This window comes from Billgrantia antri (assembly GCF_017868935.1).
Taxonomy (GTDB): domain Bacteria; phylum Pseudomonadota; class Gammaproteobacteria; order Pseudomonadales; family Halomonadaceae; genus Halomonas; species Halomonas antri.
In genome coordinates, this window is record NZ_CP053383.1 from 2,289,662 (window position 1) to 2,313,354 (window position 23,693).

Annotated in this window: 20 protein-coding genes and 4 tRNA genes; 6 read left to right on the forward strand and 18 right to left on the reverse strand. The window is 62.8% G+C overall.

The genetic code is table 11. The features are described 5' to 3' along the window. Positions 1-3: 3 nt before the first annotated feature. On the reverse strand, positions 4-915 hold the full coding sequence (gene osmF, locus HNO53_RS10695) for a glycine betaine ABC transporter substrate-binding protein OsmF (protein ID WP_209472113.1): 912 nt from the start codon (positions 913-915) through the stop codon (positions 4-6). Positions 916-1,008: 93 nt separating this feature from the next. Between osmF and HNO53_RS10700 the strand changes: the two genes are divergently transcribed. Beyond that, a complete protein-coding gene (locus HNO53_RS10700) occupies positions 1,009-1,992 on the forward strand; it encodes a DUF1853 family protein (RefSeq protein WP_209472114.1) in 984 nt (327 codons plus the stop codon). A 55-nt stretch (positions 1,993-2,047) separates the two neighbouring features. Here the strand turns inward: HNO53_RS10700 and cysS are convergent, their stop codons facing one another. Next, a complete protein-coding gene (gene cysS, locus HNO53_RS10705; RefSeq protein ID WP_209472115.1) occupies positions 2,048-3,448 on the reverse strand; it encodes a cysteine--tRNA ligase in 1,401 nt (466 codons plus the stop codon). Between the two features lies 1 nt (position 3,449). After that, positions 3,450-5,129: a glutamine--tRNA ligase/YqeY domain fusion protein gene (locus tag HNO53_RS10710; RefSeq protein ID WP_209472116.1), complete on the reverse strand. Its 1,680-nt coding sequence runs from the start codon at positions 5,127-5,129 to the stop codon at positions 3,450-3,452. Positions 5,130-5,284: 155 nt separating this feature from the next. Here HNO53_RS10710 and HNO53_RS10715 point away from each other — a divergent pair, with 155 nt between their 5' ends. Both HNO53_RS10715 and HNO53_RS10720 read left to right on the forward strand, forming a co-directional pair. Then, on the forward strand, positions 5,285-5,794 hold the full coding sequence (locus tag HNO53_RS10715; protein WP_209472117.1) for a peptidylprolyl isomerase: 510 nt from the start codon (positions 5,285-5,287) through the stop codon (positions 5,792-5,794). Positions 5,795-5,863: 69 nt separating this feature from the next. Then, positions 5,864-6,625: a UDP-2,3-diacylglucosamine diphosphatase gene (locus HNO53_RS10720; protein ID WP_209472118.1), complete on the forward strand. Its 762-nt coding sequence runs from the start codon at positions 5,864-5,866 to the stop codon at positions 6,623-6,625. A gap of 10 nt (positions 6,626-6,635) precedes the next feature. Here HNO53_RS10720 and HNO53_RS10725 read toward each other — a convergent pair whose 3' ends face one another. The 11 genes from HNO53_RS10725 to HNO53_RS10775 form a co-directional block, all read right to left on the reverse strand. Beyond that, complete coding sequence (locus HNO53_RS10725; RefSeq protein WP_209472119.1) at positions 6,636-7,691, reverse strand: CobW family GTP-binding protein; 1,056 nt, start codon at positions 7,689-7,691, stop codon at positions 6,636-6,638. Between the two features lie 155 nt (positions 7,692-7,846). Next, positions 7,847-9,664 (reverse strand): SurA N-terminal domain-containing protein, encoded by a 1,818-nt coding sequence (locus HNO53_RS10730; protein ID WP_209472120.1) that lies wholly within the window; start codon positions 9,662-9,664, stop codon positions 7,847-7,849. Between the two features lie 210 nt (positions 9,665-9,874). Further along, complete coding sequence (locus HNO53_RS10735; RefSeq protein ID WP_197447248.1) at positions 9,875-10,147, reverse strand: HU family DNA-binding protein; 273 nt, start codon at positions 10,145-10,147, stop codon at positions 9,875-9,877. Positions 10,148-10,324: 177 nt separating this feature from the next. Then, positions 10,325-12,727: an endopeptidase La gene (gene lon, locus HNO53_RS10740; protein ID WP_209472121.1), complete on the reverse strand. Its 2,403-nt coding sequence runs from the start codon at positions 12,725-12,727 to the stop codon at positions 10,325-10,327. A 150-nt stretch (positions 12,728-12,877) separates the two neighbouring features. Further along, positions 12,878-14,155, reverse strand: coding sequence for an ATP-dependent Clp protease ATP-binding subunit ClpX (gene clpX / locus HNO53_RS10745; RefSeq protein ID WP_209472122.1), 1,278 nt, complete (start codon positions 14,153-14,155; stop codon positions 12,878-12,880). 77 nt (positions 14,156-14,232) lie between these two features. Then, positions 14,233-14,853 (reverse strand): ATP-dependent Clp endopeptidase proteolytic subunit ClpP, encoded by a 621-nt coding sequence (clpP, locus tag HNO53_RS10750; protein WP_209472123.1) that lies wholly within the window; start codon positions 14,851-14,853, stop codon positions 14,233-14,235. A 93-nt stretch (positions 14,854-14,946) separates the two neighbouring features. After that, positions 14,947-16,296 carry a trigger factor gene (gene tig, locus HNO53_RS10755; RefSeq protein WP_209472124.1) on the reverse strand — a complete coding sequence of 450 codons (1,350 nt, stop codon included), beginning with the start codon at positions 16,294-16,296 and terminating at the stop codon, positions 14,947-14,949. 308 nt (positions 16,297-16,604) lie between these two features. Continuing rightward, a tRNA-His gene (locus HNO53_RS10760) sits at positions 16,605-16,679 on the reverse strand. Positions 16,680-16,710: 31 nt separating this feature from the next. After that, positions 16,711-16,785: transfer RNA gene (locus HNO53_RS10765), tRNA-His, on the reverse strand. 85 nt (positions 16,786-16,870) lie between these two features. Next, positions 16,871-16,947: transfer RNA gene (locus HNO53_RS10770), tRNA-Arg, on the reverse strand. 67 nt (positions 16,948-17,014) lie between these two features. Further along, a tRNA-Pro gene (locus HNO53_RS10775) sits at positions 17,015-17,091 on the reverse strand. 208 nt (positions 17,092-17,299) lie between these two features. Between HNO53_RS10775 and folD the strand changes: the two genes are divergently transcribed. Both folD and mtnN read left to right on the forward strand, forming a co-directional pair. After that, the gene (gene folD / locus HNO53_RS10780) at positions 17,300-18,178 is read left to right on the forward strand and encodes a bifunctional methylenetetrahydrofolate dehydrogenase/methenyltetrahydrofolate cyclohydrolase FolD (RefSeq protein WP_209472125.1); all 879 of its coding nucleotides are present in this window, start codon (positions 17,300-17,302) and stop codon (positions 18,176-18,178) included. Between the two features lie 142 nt (positions 18,179-18,320). After that, positions 18,321-19,052: a 5'-methylthioadenosine/S-adenosylhomocysteine nucleosidase gene (gene mtnN / locus HNO53_RS10785; protein ID WP_209472126.1), complete on the forward strand. Its 732-nt coding sequence runs from the start codon at positions 18,321-18,323 to the stop codon at positions 19,050-19,052. A gap of 45 nt (positions 19,053-19,097) precedes the next feature. Here mtnN and HNO53_RS10790 read toward each other — a convergent pair whose 3' ends face one another. Further along, entirely contained in the window at positions 19,098-19,931 is an 834-nt protein-coding gene (locus tag HNO53_RS10790; protein WP_209472127.1) for a polysaccharide pyruvyl transferase family protein, read from the reverse strand. A 246-nt stretch (positions 19,932-20,177) separates the two neighbouring features. Next, positions 20,178-21,218 carry a dihydroorotase gene (gene pyrC / locus HNO53_RS10795; protein ID WP_209472128.1) on the reverse strand — a complete coding sequence of 347 codons (1,041 nt, stop codon included), beginning with the start codon at positions 21,216-21,218 and terminating at the stop codon, positions 20,178-20,180. 143 nt (positions 21,219-21,361) lie between these two features. Here pyrC and HNO53_RS10800 point away from each other — a divergent pair, with 143 nt between their 5' ends. Then, on the forward strand, positions 21,362-21,793 hold the full coding sequence (locus tag HNO53_RS10800) for a hypothetical protein (protein ID WP_209472129.1): 432 nt from the start codon (positions 21,362-21,364) through the stop codon (positions 21,791-21,793). 18 nt (positions 21,794-21,811) lie between these two features. On the opposite strand, the gene HNO53_RS10805 is transcribed toward HNO53_RS10800, so the two are convergent. After that, positions 21,812-23,059: an NAD(P)/FAD-dependent oxidoreductase gene (locus HNO53_RS10805; protein WP_209472130.1), complete on the reverse strand. Its 1,248-nt coding sequence runs from the start codon at positions 23,057-23,059 to the stop codon at positions 21,812-21,814. A gap of 119 nt (positions 23,060-23,178) precedes the next feature. After that, positions 23,179-23,631: a tellurite resistance TerB family protein gene (locus HNO53_RS10810; RefSeq protein WP_209472131.1), complete on the reverse strand. Its 453-nt coding sequence runs from the start codon at positions 23,629-23,631 to the stop codon at positions 23,179-23,181. Between the last annotated feature and the right edge of the window lie 62 nt (positions 23,632-23,693).

The following is a 23,693-nucleotide window of genomic DNA, read 5'->3' on the forward strand; positions in this document are numbered from 1 at the left end:
GCGTCAGTCCTGCAGCCCGGCCAAATATTCCTCGGCGACCTGGCTCGGGTCGAGCCCCTCCACCGCAACCCGGCCGTTGAGTTCCTGCAGCGTCTCGAGATCGAGTGACTGGAACAGCGGCTCGAGCAGCTCGGCGATCTGCGGGTAGCTATCGAGCACGTCCTGGCGCACCACCGGAGCCGGCTGATAGACCGGCTGTACCCCGAGTGTGTCCTCCAGCACCACCAGGTCGAGTGCCTTGAGGCCACCATCGGTGCCATAGGTCATGGCGGCGTTTACGCCGCTGGTCTGCTGAGCGGCGGCACGCATGGTCGCTGCGGTATTGCCACCGGACAGCACCAGCAGCTGATCGGCGCTAAGCTCGAAGCCATAGGCTTGCTGGAAGGCCGGCAGTGCCAATTCCGATTCGACGAATTCCGCGCTGGCGGCGAACTTGAATTCCCCTCCGTCATCGAGATATTCAGCGAGATCCTCGAGGGTCTCGAGGTCATGCTCACGGGCCAGGTCGCCGCGCACGCTCATGGCCCAGGTGTTGTTGGCCTGCGCCGGGGTCAGCCAGACCAGACCATTCTCGGCATCGCGCTCACGCACCGTCTCATAGGCCCGCTCGGCGTCGTGCCAGACATCGCTGTCGGTCATGTCGAAGAAGAAGGCACCGTTACCGGTGTATTCGGGATAGAGGTCGATTTCACCGCTCGTCAGCGCCTGGCGCACGATGTTCGTGGCGCCGAGCTGGAGTCGATTCTCGGTCTCGATGCCGCCCTGCTGCAGACGCTGAATGATCAACTGGCCAAGAACCGAGCCCTCGGTATCGATCTTCGAAGCGACCGTCACCGGTTCATTGGCCTGCGCGCCTGCGGCGAACAACAGGGAGCCGGCAGCCAGCGCCGCCAGACTGGACAAGGAGCGTTTCATATCACCACCATCCGTTGTGAATGTCAGTAGAGTATAAGGCGTGTACAGTTTGACTGTCAGACCCCGATCTCAACGCGGAGCCACACGCCCATCATGTCCGAGGACGATGCCGCCCTGCTCGCCCGCTGCCACCATCCGCTGGTACGCGATCTGGCCTGGATCGTGCTGGCGCCCGACCTGATCGCCACCCCCTGGCCGGGACGCCCCAGCCGGGCGGACCTGGGCCTGGAAGACAATGACCACCTGGGCACCTGGCTCGACGAACTCGAGTCCACTCCCCAGGGGCTGGAACGTCGCGTCGGCGATACCGTCGATGGCCGCATGGGGCATTACCACGAACGCCTGTGGCAGTTCCTGCTCGATACCGCTCCGGGAACCCACCTGCTCGCCAGCAACCTGCGCATTCACCAGGGAAAGCGTACCTTGGGCGAGCTCGACCTGCTCTATCGCCGACGCAACGATCCCACGCCGGTACATCTCGAAGTGGCAATCAAGTTCTACCTTGGCCTCCCCGAAGGTCCTGGCCCTGTGCGCGACCAGGCGCGCTGGATCGGCCCCGGCGGGGCGGACAGTCTGGCGACCAAGCGCAGCCACCTCGATCGACATCAGTTGCGCCTGACCGATCGCGCCGAAACCCGTCTAACGATCCGTCAGCATACCCAGCCACGCGACATCGGCCCGACTCAAGACGCTACCATTCGGCGCCAGCTGGCGATACCGGGTGTGCTGTTTTACCCTTGGCCGCTTTTCATGCCGGCCCCATACGAAGCGGCACCCGATCACCTGCGCGGCCACTGGCTGCACTGGCGCGACTGGCGACGCCTGCGCGACAGCCTGCATCGGGACACACGGGCGGCCTGGCTGACCAAACCCCACTGGTTGGCGTTACCGCGGGACGAAGCCTTTCTGCCCCTGCGACAAGTCGAGGCGCGCCTCGCCCAGCATTTTTCCCACCCGGCCGCACCGCTTCAAATTGCACTGCTCGACTCGTCAGCCGGCCGCCGCCTGAGGCGTCTCTTCGTCGTGGACGATGCCTGGCCGTTGCGGATTCCGCTGCCGCCTAGCGCACCTGCCTGAGGCCCAAGACGACTGCGCCCGGCCGAAGCCGGGCGCAGAGACCTTGAAAGCCCCGTTATGGCCTGGGCGACTCGAATACCCAGCTCGTACCCTCGCGAGAGTCCTTGAGCACGATGCCCAGCGCCGCGAGTTCGTCGCGAATCGCATCGGCAGCGGCGAAGTCCTTGGCTTTCTTGGCCTCGGCCCGCTGAACGATGCGCGCCTCGATCTCCTGCTCGGTAAGCGGTAGTGCCGCCTGGCCGCCCTTGAGGAAACGGCTCGGTTCCTGACCGAACAGCCCCAGCACCCCGCCCAGACGCCGCAGTTCGGCGGCCAGCGACAGTGCCTCGTCGGGTGCTTCCGCCTTGGCACGGTTCAGCTCGCGAGCCAGCTCGAACAGCACCGAAAGTGCTTCCGCGGTGTTGAAATCGTCATCCATGGCGGCGGTAAAGCGCTCGGCGAAACGGCCGACGGTCTCACCCACCGCAACGCTCTGCGGGTCGAGCCCTTCGAGAGCGGTGTAGAAACGCTCCAGCGACTTGCGCGCTTCGGCCAGCGACTCGGGGGCATAGTTGATCGGGCTACGGTAGTGGCTGGCCACCAGCAGGTAGCGCACCACTTCCGGGTCGTGAACCTCGAGCACCTCGCGGATGGTGAAGAAATTGCCCAGTGACTTGGACATCTTCTCCTGGTTCACCCGCACGGCCCCGGCATGCATCCAAGTGTTGACGTAGGGCTTGCCGGTGGCCGCTTCGGACTGAGCGATCTCGTTCTCGTGATGCGGGAAGGTCAGGTCCGGTCCGCCACCGTGGATGTCGAAGGTATCGCCCAGGCAGCAGGTCGACATGGCCGAGCACTCGATGTGCCAGCCGGGGCGGCCCTCACCCCAAGGCGAGGACCAGCTCGCCTCGCCCGGCTTGGCGGCCTTCCACAGCACGAAGTCGAGCGGATCCTCCTTGTGCTCGTCGACCTCGACCCGGGCACCGGCGCGCATCTCGTCCGGGTTGCGGTTGTTGAGCTTGCCGTAGCCCTCGAACTTGCGCACACGATAATAGACGTCGCCGTTTTCAGCCGGATAGGCGTAGCCCTTGTCGATCAGGGTCTCGACCATGGCGATGATCTCGCCCACATGGCCCGTGGCACGCGGCTCATGGTCGGGACGCAGCACGCCCAGGCGCGTCTCGTCCTCGTGCATTGCATCGATCATGCGCTCGGTCAGCGCGGTGATGCTCTCGCCGTTCTCGTCAGCCCGCTTGAGAATCTTGTCGTCGATGTCGGTGATGTTGCGCACATAGGTGACGTCATAACCGCGCCAACGCAGGTAGCGGGTGATGACGTCGAAGGCCACCATCACCCGGGCATGGCCCAGGTGGCAGTAGTCGTAGACGGTCATGCCGCACACGTACATGTTCACCTTGCCCGGCTCGATCGGCGTGAACGTCTCCTTGCGCCGCGTCAGCGTATTGTAGATCTGCATGTCAGCCCTTCTTCTGTATCTTTGCCCAACTGTCCTTCAGCCCGACGGTGCGGTTGAACACCAGCTTGCCGTCGCGACAGGCGTGACGGTCGGCACAGAAGTAGCCCACGCGCTCGAACTGAAAGCGCGACTCGGGGGTGGCATCGGCCAGGCTCGGCTCGCCCATGGCCTGACAGACCTTGAGCGACTCGGGGTTGAGGTGCTCGAGGAAGTCGGCGTCCTTGTCCTTGTCGGGCTGCTCGACAAGGAACAGGTTGTCATAGAGACGCACTTCCATAGGCACCGCATAGGTCGCGCTGACCCAGTGGATCACGCCCTTGACCTTGCGCCCTTCGGGGTTCTTGCCCAGGGTGTCGAAATCCACTGAGCAGCGTAGCTCCTCGATACCACCGGCGGCATCCTTCACCACTTCATCGCAGCGAATCACGTAGGAGTTGCGCAGGCGAACCTCCTGCCCCGGCGCCAGGCGGAAGAACTTCTTCGGTGGCTCCTCCATGAAGTCGTCCTGGTCGATGTAGAGCTCGCGGGTGAACGGCACGCGGCGCACGGGCATGTCGTCACGGGCTGGGTGACCCGGCACCTCGTACACCTCCTCGTGGTCTTCCGCCACATTGGTCAACACCACCTTGAGAGGGTTGAGCACGCACATCGCGCGCGGCGCGTTGTCCTCGAGGTCCGAACGAATGGCATGGTAGAGCATGGCGATATCGACCAGGCCGCCATCGGCCCGGGTCACGCCGATCATCTCGCAGAACTTGCGGATCGACGCCGGGGTATAGCCACGGCGGCGCATGCCCGAGATGGTCGGCATGCGCGGATCGTCCCAGCCGTCTACGATGCCCTCGTCCACCAGTAACTTGAGCTTGCGCTTGGAGGTCAGAGTGTAATTCATGTTGAGCCGGGCGAACTCGATCTGGCGCGGCTTGGCCGGTACCGGCAGGTTGTCGAGGAACCACTCGTAGAGCGGCCGGTGATCCTCGAACTCCAGCGTGCAGATCGAGTGGGTCACCCCCTCGATGGCATCGGACTGGCCGTGGGCGAAATCATACGAAGGATAGATCTTCCACTTGTCACCGGTCTGATGATGGTGGGCATGACGAATGCGGTAGAGGATCGGGTCGCGCAGGTTGATGTTGGGCGAGGCCATGTCGATCTTGGCGCGCAGCACCTTCTCGCCTTCGTTGAACTCGCCGGCGCGCATGCGCTCGAGCAGGTCGAGGTTCTCCTCTACGCTGCGCTCGCGCCATGGGCTCGGGCGCCCCGGCTCGGTCAGGGTACCGCGGTACTCGCGCATTTCGTCGGGGGAGAGATCGTCGACGTAGGCCTTGCCCTCACGAACCAGATGCTGCGCCCAGGCATAGAGCTGTTCGAAGTAATCGGAGGCGTAGCGCACGGAACCGGCCCACTCGAAGCCGAGCCAGCTAACGTCCTCCTTGATGGCATCGATGTAGGCCTGCTCCTCCTTGGCCGGGTTGGTATCGTCGAAGCGCAGATGACAATCCCCACCGAACTGCTCGGCCAGACCGAAATTCAGGCAGATCGACTTGGCATGCCCCACGTGCAGGAAGCCGTTCGGCTCCGGTGGAAAGCGGGTCACGACCTTGCCGGCGCGGCCGGCATCGATCTCGTCACGGATCTGGTTGCGAATGAAATTCGGCGCACTGGCGTTTTCGCTGCTCATGTCGTTGCGGCAAACCTCTGGTTGGGTCGCGAATTCGGGAGGGGTCTCGGTTATCGATGGACCCGACGCGCTTCGCGCATCGATGCAAAACCGCTATTATAACGCCACGCCCATGCACGGCGCCAAGGCGCGCTCCTTCAGACAGGAAAACTTCGATGATCATTCTCGAGACCAGCTTCGGCGATATCACTATCGCCCTGAATCACGACCAGGCGCCCAAGACCGCGGCCAACTTCGAGCAATACGTTCGCGACGGGCACTACGACGGCACGCTTTTCCACCGGGTCATACCCGGCTTCATGATCCAGGGCGGCGGCTTCGACCAGGACTTCAACCAGAAGCCCACCCGAGATCCGATCGAGAACGAAGCCGACAACGGTCTGAAAAACCTGACCGGCACCCTGGCCATGGCCCGCACCCAGGATCCGCACTCCGCCACCGCACAGTTCTTCATCAACGTGGCCGACAACGACTTCCTCAACCACAGCGGCAAGTCTATCCAGGGATGGGGCTACTGCGTGTTCGGTGAAGTGGTCGAGGGCATGGACGTGGTCGAGCGCATCACCGCCGTAGACACCACTCGTCGCGGCATGCACGCCGACGTGCCCGCCGAGGATGTGCTGATCCAGCGCGCCTACGTCAAGGAAGAAGCCAGCGACAGCTGATTTCGCAGCCCCGCACGCCCGCATGCAGCGGGCGTGCGGCAGCTCGCTTCACCAAGCCTGGGACACGCCATGACCACCACCCTGCTGATCTCCGACCTGCACCTGCACCCCGGCGCTCCTGAGGTCACTGAAGGCTTTCTCGACTGGCTCGAGCGGCGCGCCCACGGCGTCGATGCACTCTATATCCTGGGTGACTTCTTCGAGGCCTGGATAGGCGACGACCTGCTCGACCATGCCGACCAGGACCCCACCGGCAATGCAGCACTGGCCATTCGCGTCGCCGGCGCACTTAGACAACTGACCGACGAAGGCACGGCCATCTACCTGATGCACGGCAACCGCGACTTCCTGCTCGGCCATCGCTTTGCCGCGGCAGCCGGCGCCAAGCTGGTCACCGACCCGGCCGTACTGCGCTTCGCCGACCAGCCGGTCCTGCTCATGCACGGCGACAGCCTGTGCACACGCGATGAGGCCTACATGGCCTTTCGCGAACAGGCCCGCAATCCCGCCTGGCAAGAGCAGATACTCTCCATGCCGCTGGCCGATCGTCTGCAATTGGCCGCTCAATTGCGCCAGCAGTCGGGCGAGGCCAATTCCAGCAAGGCCGAGGACATCATGGATGTCACCCCCACCGAGGTCGAGCGCGTCATGCGCGATCATGGCGTCACCACGCTGATCCACGGCCACACTCACCGCCCCGCCGTACATGAGATGGAAGTCGACGAGCAGCCCGCGCGACGCATCGTGCTGGGCGATTGGCAGCCCGGCAAGGGCTGGGAAGTCGAGATCGGTGCAGAGGGTGATCCGGTACTGCGCGAAATCGCACTGTAACCCCACCATTTCAGCGCCATGCCGCATCCTTACGGCCCTGCCGGCGACACGCCTGCAGGGCCGTAAGAGTTTCCTCCACGGACGGCATGAATTCCGACTCGGCGATCAGCTCCAGTCTCGAGTCCTTGCGCCAAGCGCTGGCGGCCAGACTTGCCGCGCCATCCCCACGATTGTAGAGCTTCCACCCCGCATCGGTATGCAGCACCCCTTTCACCCTCAGCTGAGATGGCAGGCGATCCAGCACCTGCGTCAAACGGTCGAGATCGAACACGTCCTCACAGTGCCAGCGCCAGCTCAGGGTACGATAGCCTAGCGCCATGCCGCTCTCCTGCAGCGGCTGTCCGGGCTGTGGCGCGGCCGCATCGAAGCCATCCAGGACCACCACCTGCCGAGCCGAGTCGCGAAGTGCGTCATGGCCGCCGCTCACCCTGGGCCGCGCCTCCTTCCGATGTTGACCACTTTCCAGCAGCAGTGAAACCGGCAGTTCGCCATGGGCAACCTCGGCCACCCATTTCTTGGGTGGCCACATTGCCTCGACGTGATGCCGAGCGCCAACCAACTGCCCAGGAGTCGCCCGGTCGCTCATGGTCAATGCCACGGCATCGGCCATGGCCAACTGATCGTTGAACGTCTCGTGTTCTCGTGCACGGGAATCCTCGAGCCGCGCGGGATCGAGCAATGCCACGACATCGCGCAGCACCAGAACGCCGATGAAAGCTTCTCCCTGCAGCACATCGAGCAAACCGGCCGGATGTCCCAGCCCGGACGGCTCGATAATGAGACGATCAGGCCGATGACGGTGCAGCAGGTTGACCAGAGTGGCCTGCAGAATGAAAGCCAGTTGGCAGCAGAGACAGCCCCCCGGCAGCCCCTTGACCACCACGTCGTCCCGCGCTTCGAACATGGCTTGATCGATACCGACCTGACCAAACTCGTTGATCACAACCACCCAGCGCTCATCTGCGGGCTTCTGCTCGATCAAGCGGTGAATCAGCGTACTCTTGCCACTGCCGAGGAAACCGGTAAACAAGTGGACGGGAATGGCTGTGAGAGGCGCTGTGCTCATGAGACATCCTGAAGGCTGAAATCGTGACAAAGCCATTGTTATAGAGTAACAGAACCAGCACCAGCCAATAGCATTTTCATGATAGATAACGGTATAATAATTGACGGTAAAAGAGGGGGCTACGCCCCCTCCTTGTCACACTCCACCATTCCGAATCAGTAGCGCTCCACCTCGGCGGTCTCGCGCAAATGGCTGCGCAGCCCCTGGATGGCGGCTTGGGCGCGCAGCTGCTGCGCCATGCGTGCCACGAAGGCCTCGGTCTCCTCGTCGGGCTCACCGGCCGCCACGCTATCCAGCGCGATCAGCGTCACACGCTCACTATCGCCGGTATAACCGTAGACGGGCTCATCCCCGTCTGGTCGAGGCAGGCGAAAAGCCGCCTGCAGCACGGCCCGCGGCACATTGCCCTGCTGACGAGTCGCCTCCTCGACCCGCTGCCAGTCGAGCTCGAGCGTCTCCCCGTCCTGCAGTCGCTCGGCCTGCTGCTTGGCTACATCCAGCAGCGCGTCGCGCTGCTTGCGCCGCTCGACGGCAGCCATAACCTGGTCCCGCACTTCCGCGAGGGGCAGCACCGTCGCCTCGCGATGCTCGGCCACACGCAGCACCATCCGCCGATCTTCGTCCAGCTCGATGACTTCGCTGTTGTAACCTTCGTTCAGCACCTCTTCATTGAAGGCCGCACTCATGACACCAGGCTCTGAAAGGACGCCCTCGCCACCCTCACGAGACACCCAATCACTTTCGTGCAGTTCGAGTTCCTGGCTGGCAGCAACACTGGCAAGATCGTCAGCAGCAAAGCTCTCATCGATCAACGCCTGGACCCGGCGATTGTATTCGTCACTCACCTGCTCCAGCGCCAGCTCGCGCTCGATCTCATCGCGCACCTCCTCGAGCGGAGCCTGATTCAACTCCGTCACTTTGATCAGGTGCAAGCCATTGTCGGTCTCCACTATGCCGGACACCTGCCCAGGCGACAGCGCGAAAGCCGCTTCGTCGAAGGCATCGCCGAAGAAACCGCGGCTGACGACTCCCAGATCGCCCCCCTGTTCGGCCGTCGTGGGATCATCGGAATACTCAAGGGCGAGCTCGTCGAAAGACTCCCCCTCGGACAGCCGCTGGCGCACTTCCTCGAGGCGCGCCACGGCTTCATCGCGGCTTCGCTCGTCGCCGAACGTCGCCATGATGTGCGATACGCGACGATCAGCATCCCGCCCACGTTCTTCCCACGCCTGGCGAACCGCCTCCTCGTCGACCTCGACCCGCTCGGCCATCTCCTGCCGGTCGATGATCACGTATTCGAGGCGCACCTGCTCAGGACGCTGGAAGCTTTCGCGATTCTCCTCATAATAAGCCTCGAGCTCCGCCTCGCTGACTTGCACGGGCTCGGCGAGATCCCCTGGGCCAAGGCTGTGATAGCGGAACGTCCGGACCTGGCGCTGCAGAGATGCCAGTCGCTCACGCTCGCTTTCGAGCGCGAAGTCGCTGATCACGAGCCCCTGCTGCAGTTGCTGGCGCTTGAGGTCGACACGCAGCGCAGAACGAAACGAGGTCGGCGTGAAGCCGGCACTCGCCAGACGGTTACGGAACAGATCGGTATCGAAGCGGCCACTCTGGTCCTGGAACTCAGGCAACGTCACGATCACTTGGTCGAGCTGCTCGTCAGAGAGATACAGCCCTCCATCCTCGGCAAATGCGAGTAACAGGCGCTCACCTATCATTTCGTCGAGTACCTGGCCACGCAGGGCCCGCTCCTGCTCCGGCGGAACCTGGCCGGAACGGATCGCACGCTGCACTTCCATTTCCAGCTCCTGGCGGGTAATGCTCTGTCCATTGACCTTGGCGACCTCATCGCCTCCTCCACCGAACAGCCCCACGAGGGACTCGATGCCGAACAGTGCCATGGTGACCACCACGGCACCCACGATGATCTTGGCACCCCAGCTTCTGGAGCGATCACGAATACTTTGCAGCATGCAGGCCTCGGTTGCAGATTGTTGGCTAGCTGTGGCGCCACATTATACGGTGACGGGCTGTTGTGGGCCATCGCGACAGCCCTGCTCGCCCAATGCGGGAGCTACCATCGCGTGAAAAAAGAAGGCGCACCGCCGAAGCGATGCGCCTGATCGTTTGCTGCCGAGTTGCTTCGCCCGTGCTCGGACCTTCGGCGCAAATAACCCGTTGACTCAGTTAACGGAGTCCTTGAGTGCCTTGCCAGCCTTGAACGTCGGCACCTTGGCTGCGCTGATCTGGATCGGCTGGCCTGTCTGCGGGTTGCGGCCGGTGCGGGCGGCACGCTCCTTCACCGAGAAAGTACCAAATCCGACGAGAGACACCGTATCACCTTTCTTGAGACTTTCGGAGACGGTGTCCACCATGGCATCCAGTGCACGAGACGCAGCGGCCTTAGGAATATCGGCAGACGCGGCGATGGCTTCGATCAGCTCGGATTTGTTCACACTTCACCCCTTGACTGTTTCGGAAAATGGCTCTAATCGGCGTGCCTTTCGCCCGGCAACTCGATCACAGCATGGCTGCCAGTTTATAGCAATGCTGCAAAAGAGGTGTCAAGCAACTGCGGCGCCAAACCGCGTCATACCCGGCTTCTGACCCCGGGCATGACGCGACAATTATCGTTAATGCGTACTGATCATGCTGGAAGAAGAAGCCGAATCTTCCGTTCGTGATTCTTCCCCACCATTGACGGTCCTTTCAGCAAGGGCCGATTCCAGCACTTCGTCGATCCAACGAACGGGCCGGACATCCAGCGCGTCCTTGATATTATCCGGTACCTCCTTGAGGTCCCGACGGTTCTCTTCCGGAATGAGCACAATCTTTATACCACCGCGCCGTGCCGCCAGCAATTTCTCCTTTAGACCACCGATCGGCATCACTTCACCGCGCAGATTCACTTCACCGGTCATCGCCAGGTCGCAACGTATCGGTCGGCCGGTATATGCCGACACCATGGCAGTGACCATGGCGATGCCTGCGCTGGGGCCATCCTTGGGTGTGGCGCCCTCCGGCACGTGGATGTGCAGGTCTTCCTTCTCGAAACGCTCCGGGTCGATGCCAAGCGCCTCTGCTCGCGCACGCACCACGGTATGGGCTGCACTGACGGACTCCTTCATCACGTCGCCCAACGACCCCGTCTTGTTGATACGGCCCTTGCCCGGCGTGACAACCGATTCGATATTGAGCAGCTCTCCGCCCACCGATGTCCAGGCCAGGCCCGTGACGCGACCCACCTGGTCCTCCTTGTCCGCCAGTCCATAGCTGTAGCGACGCACGCCAGCATAGGCCTCCACGTCCGCAGCGGAAAGCAGCGCCGGCGCCTGGGCTCCCTTGCCCGCGTATTCGAGCCGCTCGCGTAGGACCTTGCGGCACACCTTGGCGATCTGCCGCTCGAGTTCGCGCACCCCCGCCTCGCGCGTGTAGTAGCGAATCAGCTCGAGCAGCGACTCGTCGGAGAACGCCAGTTCCTCCTCCTTGAAACCGTTGGCGTTGAGCTGTTTCGGCACCAGGTAGCGCCGGGCGATGGCCAGCTTCTCGTCCTCGGTGTAGCCGGGTAGACGAATGACCTCCATGCGATCGAGCAAGGGCCCCGGAATGTTCATCGAGTTGGCAGTACAGATGAACATCACTTCCGAGAGATCGTAATCGAGCTCGAGATAGTGGTCGTTGAACTTGTCGTTCTGCTCCGGGTCGAGCACCTCCAGCAGCGCCGAGGCGGGGTCGCCACGGTGATCCATGCCGATCTTGTCGACCTCATCGAGCAGGAACAGCGGGTTCTTGACCTCGGCCTTGCTCATGCGCTGGATCAGCTTGCCCGGCAGAGAGCCGATATAGGTTCGACGGTGCCCGCGAATCTCCGACTCGTCGCGCACGCCCCCCAATGCCAGGCGCACGTACTTGCGGTTGGTGGCACGGGCGATCGACTGGCCAAGCGAGGTCTTGCCCACCCCCGGGGGACCGACCAGACACAGCACAGGCCCCTTGAGCTTCTTGACCCGTTTCTGCACGGCAAGGTACTCGAGGATTCGCTCCTTGACCTCGTCGAGCCCGTAGTGATCCTCGTCCAGCACCTTGTGTGCATGCACAAGATCGTGCCTGACCCGGGTGCGCTTCTTCCACGGCACCGAGACCAGCCAGTCCAGGTAAGAACGCACCACCGTGGCCTCGGCGGAACTCGGCGACATCATCTTGAGTTTGCCCAGCTCCTGCACGGCCTTGTCGCGCGCCTCCTTGGGCATGCCCGACGCTTCGATCGCCTTCTCGTACTTCTCGGCCTCGTTGGGCACGTTCTCGAGCTCGCCCATCTCCTTTTGGATGGCTTTCATCTGCTCGTTGAGGTAGTACTCGCGCTGCGACTTCTCCATCTGGTCCTTGACCCGGGAGCGGATACGCTTCTCCACCTGCAGCAGGTCGATCTCCGACTCGATCAGCGCCATCAGGTGTTCGATGCGTTCACGTACGCGATCCATCTCCAGAAGTTGCTGCTTGTCCTGGATCTTCAGCGAGAGGTGGGCGCAGATGGTATCGACCAGACGGCTCGGGTCCTCGATGCCCGTCAACGAATTGAGAACTTCGTTGGGCACCTTCTTGGAGAGCTTGACGTACTGTTCGAACTGGTTGAGCAGCACGCGTACCAGCGCCTCCTGCTCGCGCTCGCTCAGCGGCTCGCTGTCGCGCAGCACGGCCTCGGCCACGCTGTGGCCATCGGTGTGATGGACTTCACGCAGGTCGGCACGCGACACGCCTTCGATCAGTACCTTCACGGTGCCATCGGGCAGCTTGAGAAGCTGCATGATCTCGGCAACGGTACCAATGGTGAACAGATCGTCGGTACCGGGATCGTCCTGCCCGGCCTCGCGCTGAGCGACAAGCAATACGCGCTTGTCGGCGGCCATTGCCGCGTCGAGGGCCTGGATCGACTTCTCACGGCCGACGAACAGCGGGATCACCATCTGCGGATAAACGACAACGTCACGCAGTGGCAGTAGGGGCAGACTCAAGGTCTGAACGGCGTTCTGCTGCATCGCAGACGTTCCTCAAACAGAAAATCGGTGTGTACAGGGGGGATGGGGGCACGTCGCCACCATTGCAAGGGCCAGCGCTGGCAAACGTGAAAAGGGGCCGCCCGAGCGACCCCTCTTCCGTCTGGGCTTGGCAGCGAAGGCCGCCAGGCCTCAGCCGTCAGTCCCGTCGACCCGCTGCTCCTGTTGCGAATAGATCAGCAACGGATCGCTTTCCCCGGCGATGACCGAGGCGTCGATGACCACCTTGGAAACCCCCTCCATGGAGGGAATTTCGTACATGGTATCGAGCAGTACCGACTCGAGGATGGAGCGCAGCCCACGGGCACCAGTCTTGCGCGCCATCGCCTTGGCCGCCACCGCCCGCAGGGCGTCCTCGCGGAACTCGAGTTCCACGCCCTCCATGTCGAACAGGCGGGCGTACTGCTTGACCAACGAGTTCTTGGGCTCGGTGAGAATCTGGATCAACGCGTCCTCACTGAGCTCGGTCAGGGTGGCGATGACCGGCAGACGGCCAACGAACTCTGGGATCAGGCCGAACTTGACCAGATCCTCCGGCTCGACGTCAGCAAGCAGGTCGCCCACGCCCTTGGTCTCGTCCTTGCTCTTGACCACGGCACTGAAGCCGATACCACCCTTCTCGGCGCGATCGCGAATGACCTTGTCGAGGCCGGCAAAGGCGCCGCCAACGATGAACAGGATGTTGCCGGTGTCCACCTGCAGGAACTCCTGCTGCGGATGCTTGCGACCACCCTGTGGCGGCACGGACGCCGTGGTACCCTCGATGAGCTTGAGCAGAGCCTGCTGCACCCCCTCGCCCGACACGTCGCGAGTGATCGAAGGGTTGTCCGACTTGCGCGAGATCTTGTCGATCTCGTCGATATAGACGATGCCGCGCTGGGCCTTCTCTACATCGTAGTCACACTTCTGCAGCAGCTTCTGGATGATGTTCTCGACATCCTCGCCGACATAGCCCGCCTCGGTAAGGGTGGTGGCGTCGGCGATGGTGAACGGCACGTTGAGCAGGCGCGCCATGGTCTCGGCCAGCAGCGTCTTGCCGCTACCGGTGGGCCCGATCAGCAAGATATTCGACTTGCCGAGCTCCACGTCGTCGCCCTTGATGCCGGCACGAAGACGCTTGTAGTGGTTGTAGACCGCCACGGACAGCACCGTCTTGGCACGGTCCTGACCGATCACGTACTCATCCAGAGTGCGACGAATCTCGCGGGGAACGGGCAGACGCTCCTCATCGCTCTCGGCATCGGCATCGAGAACTTCCTCGCGAATGATGTCGTTGCACAGGTCGACACACTCGTCGCAGATATATACGGACGGGCCTGCAATCAGCTTGCGTACTTCATTCTGGTTCTTGCCGCAGAACGAGCAGTAAAGCAGCTTGCCGCCTTCGTCCTTGCCTTTGCCGTCGGCCATTCGCGTACCTCTGTCACTTCGGCGGCCAGGTCGGCCGCCGCTAATCACGTAATTGAAGCGTGCCTGATTTCACGCTATCAGGATGTGGGCCGCTTATCCAGTACGGCATCGATCAGGCCGTACTCCACCGCCTGGGAACCGCTCATGAAGTTGTCACGATCGGTGTCCCGGGCAATCGTCTCGATATCCTGCCCGGTATGGTGGGCGAGGATACGATTGAGCTTGTCACGAATCCCGAGAATCTCCCGGGTATGGATCTCGATGTCCGATGCCTGGCCCTGGTAGCCGCCCAACGGCTGATGGATCATCATCCGCGAGTGGGGCAGCGAGTAGCGCTTGCCCGCGGCGCCGCCAGCCAACAGCAGCGCCCCCATGCTGGCGGCCTGGCCGATGCAGACGGTGGAGACATCGGGCTTGATGAATTGCATGGTGTCGTAAATCGACATCCCGGCAGTCACGGCACCGCCCGGGGAATTGATGTAGAGGTGGATATCCTTGTCCGGGTTTTCGGACTCGAGGAAGAGCAGCTGCGCCACGATCAGGTTGGCCATGTGATCCTCCACCGGCCCAACCAGGAAGATCACACGCTCCTTCAGCAGCCGGGAGTAGATATCGTAGGCCCGCTCGCCACGCGCGCTTTGCTCTACGACCATTGGCACAAGGCCGCCGGCATTACGGGTCTCGAACTCGTTGCTCATCAGTGTGATGTCCTTGCATCCGATGAATGGAAGCGCTTCCCCACCTGCCGATTCCACCTCGGAGACCGGCAGGTGAAGCTTCACGTCGCCGAATCAGCCGTTGGCTGCTTCCTCGCTTTCCTCGGCTTCGCCCTGCTCGCCTTGCTGGGCGGCAGCCAGCGCCTGCTGGTAGCTCATCTCAACGTCCTTGACGCTGGCCTGTTCCAGCAGCTTGTCGACGGCCTTCTCTTCGAGGATAGCCGACTTGACCTGGGTCTTGAGCTGATCGTTGCCCATATAATAGTCAACGACCTGCTGGGGCTCCTGGTACTGCTCGGCGAGTTCTTCGACCTTGGCGCGAATCTCATCATCGCTGGCGTCGAGCTCATTGGCCTTGATCACCTCGGCCAGCAGCAGCCCTACCTGCACACGCCCCTTGGCCTGTTCGGCGAACAGCTCGTTCGGCAGCTGGGAGACATCGAAGTCCTCGCCCAGACCGAACTGCTGCGCCGCCTGGCGCTTGAGCGCATCGGTCTCCTGTTGCACCAGCGCCTGGGGCACGGGGATGTCGTTGGTCTTCTTCAACGCCTCGAGAACCTGCTGCTTGACGCGGTTGTCGACGGCCTGCTTGGCCTCGCGCGTCATGTTCTTCTTGACTTCGGCGCGGAACTTCTCGAGATCACCGTCCTCGACGCCGAAGCGCTTGATGAACTCCTCGTCGACTTCGGGCAGGGCGCGTCCCTTGACTGCGTGGACCTTGACCTTGAAGGTGGCCTCCTGGCCCGCCAGATGCTCGGCCTGGTAGTCCTCAGGGAAAGTGACCCTGATCTCCTTCTCCTCGCCGGCTTTGGCACCGACCAACTGGTCTTCGAAGCCGGGGATGAAGTTACCGGACCCCAGCACCAGCTCGTGACCTTCGGCACTTCCCCCCTCGAACGGCTCGTCGCCGAGGAAGCCTTGGAAATCGATCTTGACCTGATCGCCCTCTTCGGCGGCGCGGTCGACCTCTTCCCAGGAAGCGTTCTGCTTGCGCAGGGTCTCGATCATCTCTTCGAGATCGGCATCGCTCACCTGCACCACTGGGCGCTCGACCTCGGTACCCTCGACCGAAGCCAGCTCGATCTCGGGGTAGACCTCGAGAGAAGCCACGAACTCCAGATCCTTACCCGCCTGATCGACCTTTGGCTCGATACTCGGAAAGCCTGCCGGATTGAGGTTCTGCTCCGTGATAGCACGCACGTAGCGCTCACGCATCAGCTCGCCCACGACCTCGTCACGCACGCCGCGGCCATAACGCTGACGCACCACGGACATGGGTACCCGACCCTTGCGAAAACCATTGAGGCGAATGTTCTTCGCCGTGTCCTTGAGGCGGGCTTCGACGGCCTCGTCGACCTCGGCGGCCGGCACTTGGAACGTGACACGGCGCTCGATCTGGGAGGTCGTTTCGACGGAAACTTGCATGAATGGTCCTCTACCGACTGGGGGCGTTCTTGAAAAAGCGTGGAATGTAAAAGAGAGATTCTAAGAATCCCGCCCTACGCTGGCAAGCGTTACGCCCACAAGATGGGGGCTATTGGGCATTATTCAAGGCTAAGCGTGAGGGTGATGACAGCAAGACGCCGTCACATCGGGCACGCCTTACCACCTCACGACGGCACCGACCGCGAGAAAAGGCACATCAGAGACGAGAGAAGCAAAGCCAAGGAGGCCGAATGCACGAAGCGCACACAGCATGGACAGGAAAACGCTAGAAAGTAATACGGGTGCAATGGGGTGGATGATGGGGATCGAACCCACGACCACCGGAGCCACAATCCGGGGCTCTACCACTGAGCTACATCCACCATTGCAGAGATGAACCATGCAGAAGTCGATTGGGGTGGATGATGGGGATCGAACCCACGACCACCGGAGCCACAATCCGGGGCTCTACCACTGAGCTACATCCACCATATCGACACTGCCTGGCGAACAACGTGCTTCGAACTCAACTCCCGAGCCGGAGGTCGCCCAGCCGCCAGGACTTAAGCCAGACTGGCACGCCCAGCAGGACTCGAACCTGCAACCTACGGCTTAGAAGGCCGTTGCTCTATCCGGTTGAGCTATGGGCGCATTCTACGTTCCATGGCGTCTGACCGCAACCCCGTATCGCCAATTTCTCAGCATAAACAATAGGTTGTGGTCGGGGTGGAGGGATTCGAACCCCCGACATCCTGCTCCCAAAGCAGGCGCGCTACCAGACTGCGCTACACCCCGCCGGCCTTCGCACGGCCCACGATGCCCAAACGGGCCTCGCCGAGCGCTGCGTATTCTACGCGAGAATCGACCGCGGTCAATAGCTTCCTGACGGAGCGAGGCTTTTGCGCTTTGCCTCGCGGGCACGTCATGCGAAAATCGGCACCCTTCGCATTCCGTAGCCGGCCGCACGAGCGCCGCTCACTGTACACACCACGGGGGAGAGACGATGACCGCCCAACTCATCGATGGCAAGGCCATTGCCGCGCAGGTCCGCGAACAGGTTGCACGCCAGGTGGAGGCGCGTCGCACCGAGGGCAAGCGCATCCCTGGCCTCGCCGTCGTCCTGGTGGGCGAAGATCCAGCCTCTCACGTCTATGTCAGCAACAAGCACCGCGCCTGTGAGCAGGCAGGAATTCTATCCTTTCGGCACACACTTCCCAGCGATACCAGCCAACAGGCTCTCGAACAGCTGATCGACGAGCTCAATGCCGATTCCCGTATCGATGGCATCCTGCTCCAGCTCCCCTTGCCGGCCCACCTAGATTCTCGCCCCCTCCTCGAACGCATACTGCCGCACAAGGACGTGGATGGCTTCCATCCATACAATCTGGGCCGTTTGGCTCAGCGCCTCCCGGTGCTGCGCCCATGCACGCCCAAAGGTGTCATGACGCTGCTGCAGGCCCAGGGACTCAAGGTTCGGGGGCTGGATGCTACCGTGGTCGGCGCCTCCAATATCGTTGGCCGTCCCATGGCGCTGGAACTGATGCTGGCTGGCTGCACCACTACCGTGTGCCACCGCTTCACCCACGATCTGGAGGCACATGTTCGCCGCGCCGAACTGCTGGTGGTGGCCGTGGGCAACCCCGGACTGGTCAAGGGCGAGTGGGTACGCGAGGGCGCCATCGTCATCGACGTGGGAATCAACCGTGAGGAGGACGGACGGCTGGTAGGCGACGTGGAGTTCGGCCCGGCCGCGGAACGCGCCTCCTGGATCACCCCGGTGCCGGGCGGAGTGGGACCGATGACCGTCGCCTCACTGCTGGAGAACACCCTCTATGCCGCCGAGCGGCATGACGCCATGGAAAAGGATGTCGCCACGCTCTGAACCGCACAGCCTGACAACGGGCTGTCGCTTCGCTAGAATGCGCCCTTCTTTTTTGCCACTGCCGCCAGGCCGCTCATGAGCGACAGGGTGACCCGCAGCTCGACGGCGCCCGTCGCCACGTGACCGGAGACCGCAAGACAAGATGAAACGTATCGGCATCATTGGCGCCATGGCGCAAGAGGTGGCTTACCTCGCCTCCCTGCTGGAAGATCGCCGTACCCGCACACATGTCGGCTGCACCTTCCACCACGGCAAGCTGCATGGCGTCGACGTGGTAATCCTGCAGTCGGGCATCGGCAAGGTGAACGCCGCCATCGGCACCACCCTGCTGCTCGACGTCTACCAACCCGAGGCCATCATCAATACCGGCTCGGCCGGCGGCTTCGGCGAAGGTCTCGACATTGGCGACGTGGTGGTTTCCAGCGAGGTGCGCCACCATGACGTCGATGCGGTGGTGTTCGGCTACGAACACGGCCAGGTGCCGCAAATGCCGGCGGCCTACATGCCCGACAAACGCCTCGTCGCCCTGGCCCGTGAGTGTGTCGAAGCCCTCGGCGAAGTCCGAGTGGTCGAGGGGCTGATCGCCACCGGCGACGTCTTCATGGCCTGCCCGGAGCTGGTCAGCAAGACTCGCTCGCGATTTCCCACCATGCTCGCGGCCGAGATGGAGGCCGCAGCCATCGCCCAGACCTGTCACCTTTACGGCTGCCCTTTCGTGGTTATCCGCGCGCTCTCCGACATCGCCGGTGGCGGCGACAACCATCTCTCGTTCGAGCAGTTCCTGGAAAAGGCCGCTGCCCATTCGGCGCGCATGGTCGAGCGCATGATTGTACGACTCGCCCCGCAGGTGGAACCCGAGCCCGCCATTGGCTGACACCTGACAGGGTGTCGACCAAGGGAACGCGTCAGGCAGCAACCTTCACGGTTGCCCCCACGCATTGCCGTGCCGCCATCCAAATTCCGTGAAAGGGAAGGCGGCAGCCAGCTGTAGCGGATCGCCCTGGTACTGGGCGACACCGGACCGCTCAGGCAGAGCCGCAATACAGGCATCGGCCGCTGCCCGATCCGCGACCGGCATGACGCGATTGCGCGGTACGTCCGTGGTGCTGTAATAGTCGTGGAACTTGAACTGCCCGCCGGTGATGCCGTCCGAGAAACGCACCCAAAGGTTCGGGATTCGGTAGCAATCCGCAAGGATGAGCCCGTGCAACGACGACGAGATGATCGAATCGCATTGATTGAGTTCGTCGATGAACGGCTCGGGCTGCTGCCTCACGTCGATCAGCTTGATGCCGGGGAGTTTCGCCATGTAGCGGACGACCGGGTTGTCCTGGTCCACGTAGTGGGGTACCAACCCGATTCGGAACTTTTGACCACTTCGAGAAGGCTGGTAAAGCAGGGGCACGATGAGCGCGGGGTCTCCGAGTACCGATGCGGATACGTCCGCCCCTCTCTCGGCCAGCAGCTCCTGGGTGAGCCGGCCTCTAAGGGCCACGTACCTGGCTTGCTCCAGGGCGTCGCGCCTCGGCAGCCACGCCGGATCGATGACCCCGCTGCCCCACACCAGGCTGCGGCTTCTCGCCTGGTGGATGATGCTTCCGACCCCCAGCAGATGAGCGACCGAGTTCGAGTGGACTCGGTAAGCTTCCTTGCCGGTGAGCCGGCGAACCAGAAAGGGCGTGATCGCATCCCCGACATTAAGCAATTTGTCGAAATACACGACCGGAATCTTTCCCTTGGCGACGGTCAGCAAGAGCGCAAGCTCGACAAAGCGCCGAGATACCCTACGTGCGCGCCTGGGAGTCCATTTTTTCATCCTGTATCGGTTCTCTGCGCAAGACTGACCACGGATACCCGACGGCCGAGCCGCCAGGCACCTTGATGGCAACTTTGGTGTACGAAGAGCGAGCGCATCCTGCGCTCATTAACCATAGCTCACCCGGCAATGCTTGACTGGAAATTTAAATGATGGGGCAGTCGTGAGACCGCGGAGCCAGCGTTATGAATCGAGCAGCCTCCACGAAAGCGTCTCTCCTGCCTTCAGCGGCACGATGCGTTGGCCGTCGGCATAGGGCAGCGATGCCGGCAGCGTCCACTCCTCACGTACCAGGGTAATGGCGTCTGTGTTGCGTGGCAGGCCGTAGAAGTCCGGCCCGAAGTGGCTGGCGAACCCCTCGAGGCGACCCAGCGCCCCGGCTTGCTCGAACGCCATGGCATAGAGCTCGATCGCCGCTGGGGCGGTATAGGCCCCGGCGCATCCGCAGGCCGACTCCTTGTCGCCCTGGGCATGTGGGGCGCTGTCGGTACCGAGGAAGAACTTGCCGCTGCCCGAGGTGGCGGCCGCCAGCAGCTCCTCACGATGTCTTTCTCGCTTGAGGATCGGCAAGCAGTAGTAGTGCGGGCGGATGCCGCCGACCAGCATGTGGTTGCGGTTGAACAGCAGGTGGTGGGAGGTGATCGTTGCCGCCACGTTGGCCGGTGCCCGGGCGACGAACTCAGCTGCGTCGGCGGTCGTGATGTGCTCGAACACGACCTTGAGGGTCGGGTGACGCTCGAGCAGCGGCTTCATCACGCGCTCGATGAAGACGGCTTCGCGATCGAAAATGTCGATCTCGGCATCAGTGACCTCGCCGTGGACCAGCAGCGGCAATCCCAGTCGCGCCATGGCGGCGATCGCATCATCGCAGCGGGCCAGGTCGGTGACGCCTGAATCGGAGTTGGTGGTCGCACCGGCCGGATAGAGCTTGACCGCGTGAACCCGACCACTGGCGACGGCACGCTCGATCTCATCGGCCGGCGTCTTGTCCGTCAGGTAGAGCGTCATCAAGGGCTCGAAGGCCGAGCCTTCGGGGCGCGCCGCAAGGATCCGTTCACGGTAACGCATCGCCTGCTCGGTAGTGGTAACCGGTGGCTTTAGGTTGGGCATGATGATCGCCCGCCCCATCTGCCTGGCAGTGGCGGGCACCACGGTCTCGAGCGCTTCTCCGTCACGCAGATGAAGATGCCAATCGTCGGGGCGAGTCAGGGTGATAGCGGTCACGGCATATCCTGTCGGTCAGCATGAATGTCGAGTCCCGATTATACCGATGAGAGTCGGACCAGCGTCGAGAAAGTTGCCTCGACGGCAGCAACAGCCGCCGATTTGCCGTATCATCGACGCCGATTTTGCCGTGAGAGATACCAATGCCCCGGGTTCGCCACTACGCCGATATCGTCGCCATCCTGGCCGGATTGATGTGGATCGTCTTTTTCTGGTCGATCAGCATCTCGGCCAGGATGGACAGCGTAGAACCCACCCTGGCCGCCATGCTCGCCCTCGGCGCCATGATTCTGGTCAGCTTCATGCATCGCCCCTTTCGCATCCATCTGAGCCGCTACCACGTACGCAAACGGCGCACCGAGATGTGGATGCACATCCTTGCCCTGCCCATGGCACTTGCCCTGCTGTTCGGCGTGCTCATCGAGACCCTGCTCGCCCCCATGAGCGGACAGCAGAAAATGCTGCTGTTCAACGTTCTCGCCAGCGCCGGCTGGGTGGTCTACGTGATGACCCTGGTGATCAAGTTCGTCCATCACCAGTGGCGCCGTCGGCGCCGACGCCGGCTCAGCGAGTGACGCCAGCCGACCCTGAAGCTATCGGAAGCGATCCGCGCGAAACGGCGACATGTCCACGGACGCTGGTTCTCCATCCATCATTTCCCCAATCAGTCGCCCCGTCACCGGCCCCAAGGTGAAGCCTTGGTGACCGTGGCCGAAGGCGAGCCACAGCCCCTTGTGCCGTGGTGCGGGCCCGATCACCGGCTTCATGTCGGCGAGACAGGGACGAGCCCCTTTCCAGGGCTCCGCCTCCAGACGTTCACCGAGCGCCGGGTAGAGTTCTCGCGCCCGACGCTCGGCGGCATCCAGTTGTCCACCGGAGGGGGGCGCATCGAGCCGAGCCAGCTCGGCCCCGGTCGTCAAGCGAATGCCGGCACGCATCGGCGCCAGGATGTAACCGATATCGGCATCGGCGATCCAGTGCCGCAGGCGCTGTCCCTGCGGCGCCCCAAAGTGCATGTGGTAGCCCCGCTTGACGAAGGTCGGCAGCCGGTAACCCAGCCCCGTGAGCCACTCCCCGGCCCAGGGTCCCAGCGCCACGACGACGTCATCAGCGTAGTGGTTGCCGTCATCCGTCTCGACACGCCAGCCTTGACCGTCCTGGCTGACTCGCTTGAGGTCCGCCTGCAGGAACTCGCCTCCCTGCTGCTGAAAATTCGCGGCGTAGGCCGCTACCAGAGCACCAGGATCGGCCACGCTCCATGAGTTGGTCCAGTGAATCGCCCCGGCCAGGCCCGTGCCCAACTGGGGCTCACTGCGAGCCAGGCTCCTGTCGTCGAGAACGGCGTGAGTCACACCGAAACGGGAGGCGGCATCTTCCGCCTCGAACCGGCGGCGCTCGAGCTCGGCCTGGCTGCGATGCACCTCCAGCCACCCCTCCTTGCCGATCAGGTCAGCCGCACCGGCCGCCTCGATCATGGGTGCGTGCTCCTCGGTGGCAAGCACGATCAGCGAAGCGTATTCGTCAGCGATGCGCTCATAATGGCGTGGCGACGAGTACCGCCAGTAGTCGAACAACGGGCCGGCATAGGTCAACATGCCGCTCGCGCGATAACGGATATCCACCCGACGGTTGGGCAGTGCGCTCAGCAACTTGCCGAATTCACGTGGAAACGGATACGGGCGCACCGCCTCGCGCTGGATCAGTCCGCCGTTGCCGTAGGAGGTCTCCCGCCCTGGCTGACGCCGGTCCACCAGCAGCACCGAACGGCCGCGACGGGCCAGATGCCAGGCGATGGAAACACCGACCATGCCGGCACCCAGAACAACGGTTTGACGAGACATGCCACCCCTCCAGTTGGCCAGACGCTCCCGGACGCGTGCCGGAACGAGCGCCTAGTCTAGCAGTGTGGCCAGGCCGCAGCCGTCTTGTTCCCTCATTTAATGCCACGGATCAAGACGACCTATTCGACACTGCCCTGGACTTGCAACTTGGCACGGATAAAGTCGGAGTGGCTGACGTGCAGCAGCTCGGCCAGACGCCGGATACGGTGCTCCTCCAGGTGATGAGACTCCCCGTCGGCATAGGCCAGCGACCACATCATGCGCACCAGCTCGCAGCGCTGCGCGTAGTCGTAATGCTGTTTGATGAGACTGACGAACTGGTAGTGATCGACCGAGGTCTCGATCTCCTCACGCGCCATGGCCATCAGTTCCTCGACTTCGCCATCGGCGAGGCCGAAATGCCGCTTGAGCATCTGACGCAGCGACGTGAGTTCCGCTTCGTCGGTGTGATAGTCGGCGCGCACCACCTCGCACAGCAGGGCGGCGGTGGCGCGCTCGAGTGTCGGGGCACTCCTTCCTCCCTCGGGTTCAGAGAGGGCCTGCTGGAAGAAGCGCTGAATGGTTGCAAGCATGTTCATCCCTTGGCCGTTTTACGCATCTGACCCGCCCGGACCGCAGGCGTTCCATGGCGACA

Coding starts and splice junctions, on each gene's coding strand:
- tig (WP_209472124.1), bottom strand. CDS start 16,296: ATGCAAGTTTCCGTCGAAACGACCTCCCAGATCGAGCGCCGTGTCACG.
- HNO53_RS10715 (WP_209472117.1), top strand. CDS start 5,285: ATGATCATTCTCGAGACCAGCTTCGGCGATATCACTATCGCCCTGAAT.
- HNO53_RS10700 (WP_209472114.1), top strand. CDS start 1,009: ATGTCCGAGGACGATGCCGCCCTGCTCGCCCGCTGCCACCATCCGCTG.
- HNO53_RS10720 (WP_209472118.1), top strand. CDS start 5,864: ATGACCACCACCCTGCTGATCTCCGACCTGCACCTGCACCCCGGCGCT.
- mtnN (WP_209472126.1), top strand. CDS start 18,321: ATGAAACGTATCGGCATCATTGGCGCCATGGCGCAAGAGGTGGCTTAC.
- HNO53_RS10730 (WP_209472120.1), bottom strand. CDS start 9,664: ATGCTGCAAAGTATTCGTGATCGCTCCAGAAGCTGGGGTGCCAAGATC.
- HNO53_RS10725 (WP_209472119.1), bottom strand. CDS start 7,691: ATGAGCACAGCGCCTCTCACAGCCATTCCCGTCCACTTGTTTACCGGT.
- cysS (WP_209472115.1), bottom strand. CDS start 3,448: ATGCAGATCTACAATACGCTGACGCGGCGCAAGGAGACGTTCACGCCG.
- HNO53_RS10710 (WP_209472116.1), bottom strand. CDS start 5,129: ATGAGCAGCGAAAACGCCAGTGCGCCGAATTTCATTCGCAACCAGATC.
- lon (WP_209472121.1), bottom strand. CDS start 12,727: ATGCAGCAGAACGCCGTTCAGACCTTGAGTCTGCCCCTACTGCCACTG.
- folD (WP_209472125.1), top strand. CDS start 17,300: ATGACCGCCCAACTCATCGATGGCAAGGCCATTGCCGCGCAGGTCCGC.
- clpX (WP_209472122.1), bottom strand. CDS start 14,155: ATGGCCGACGGCAAAGGCAAGGACGAAGGCGGCAAGCTGCTTTACTGC.
- osmF (WP_209472113.1), bottom strand. CDS start 915: ATGAAACGCTCCTTGTCCAGTCTGGCGGCGCTGGCTGCCGGCTCCCTG.
- HNO53_RS10810 (WP_209472131.1), bottom strand. CDS start 23,631: ATGCTTGCAACCATTCAGCGCTTCTTCCAGCAGGCCCTCTCTGAACCC.
- HNO53_RS10800 (WP_209472129.1), top strand. CDS start 21,362: ATGCCCCGGGTTCGCCACTACGCCGATATCGTCGCCATCCTGGCCGGA.
- clpP (WP_209472123.1), bottom strand. CDS start 14,853: ATGAGCAACGAGTTCGAGACCCGTAATGCCGGCGGCCTTGTGCCAATG.
- HNO53_RS10805 (WP_209472130.1), bottom strand. CDS start 23,059: ATGTCTCGTCAAACCGTTGTTCTGGGTGCCGGCATGGTCGGTGTTTCC.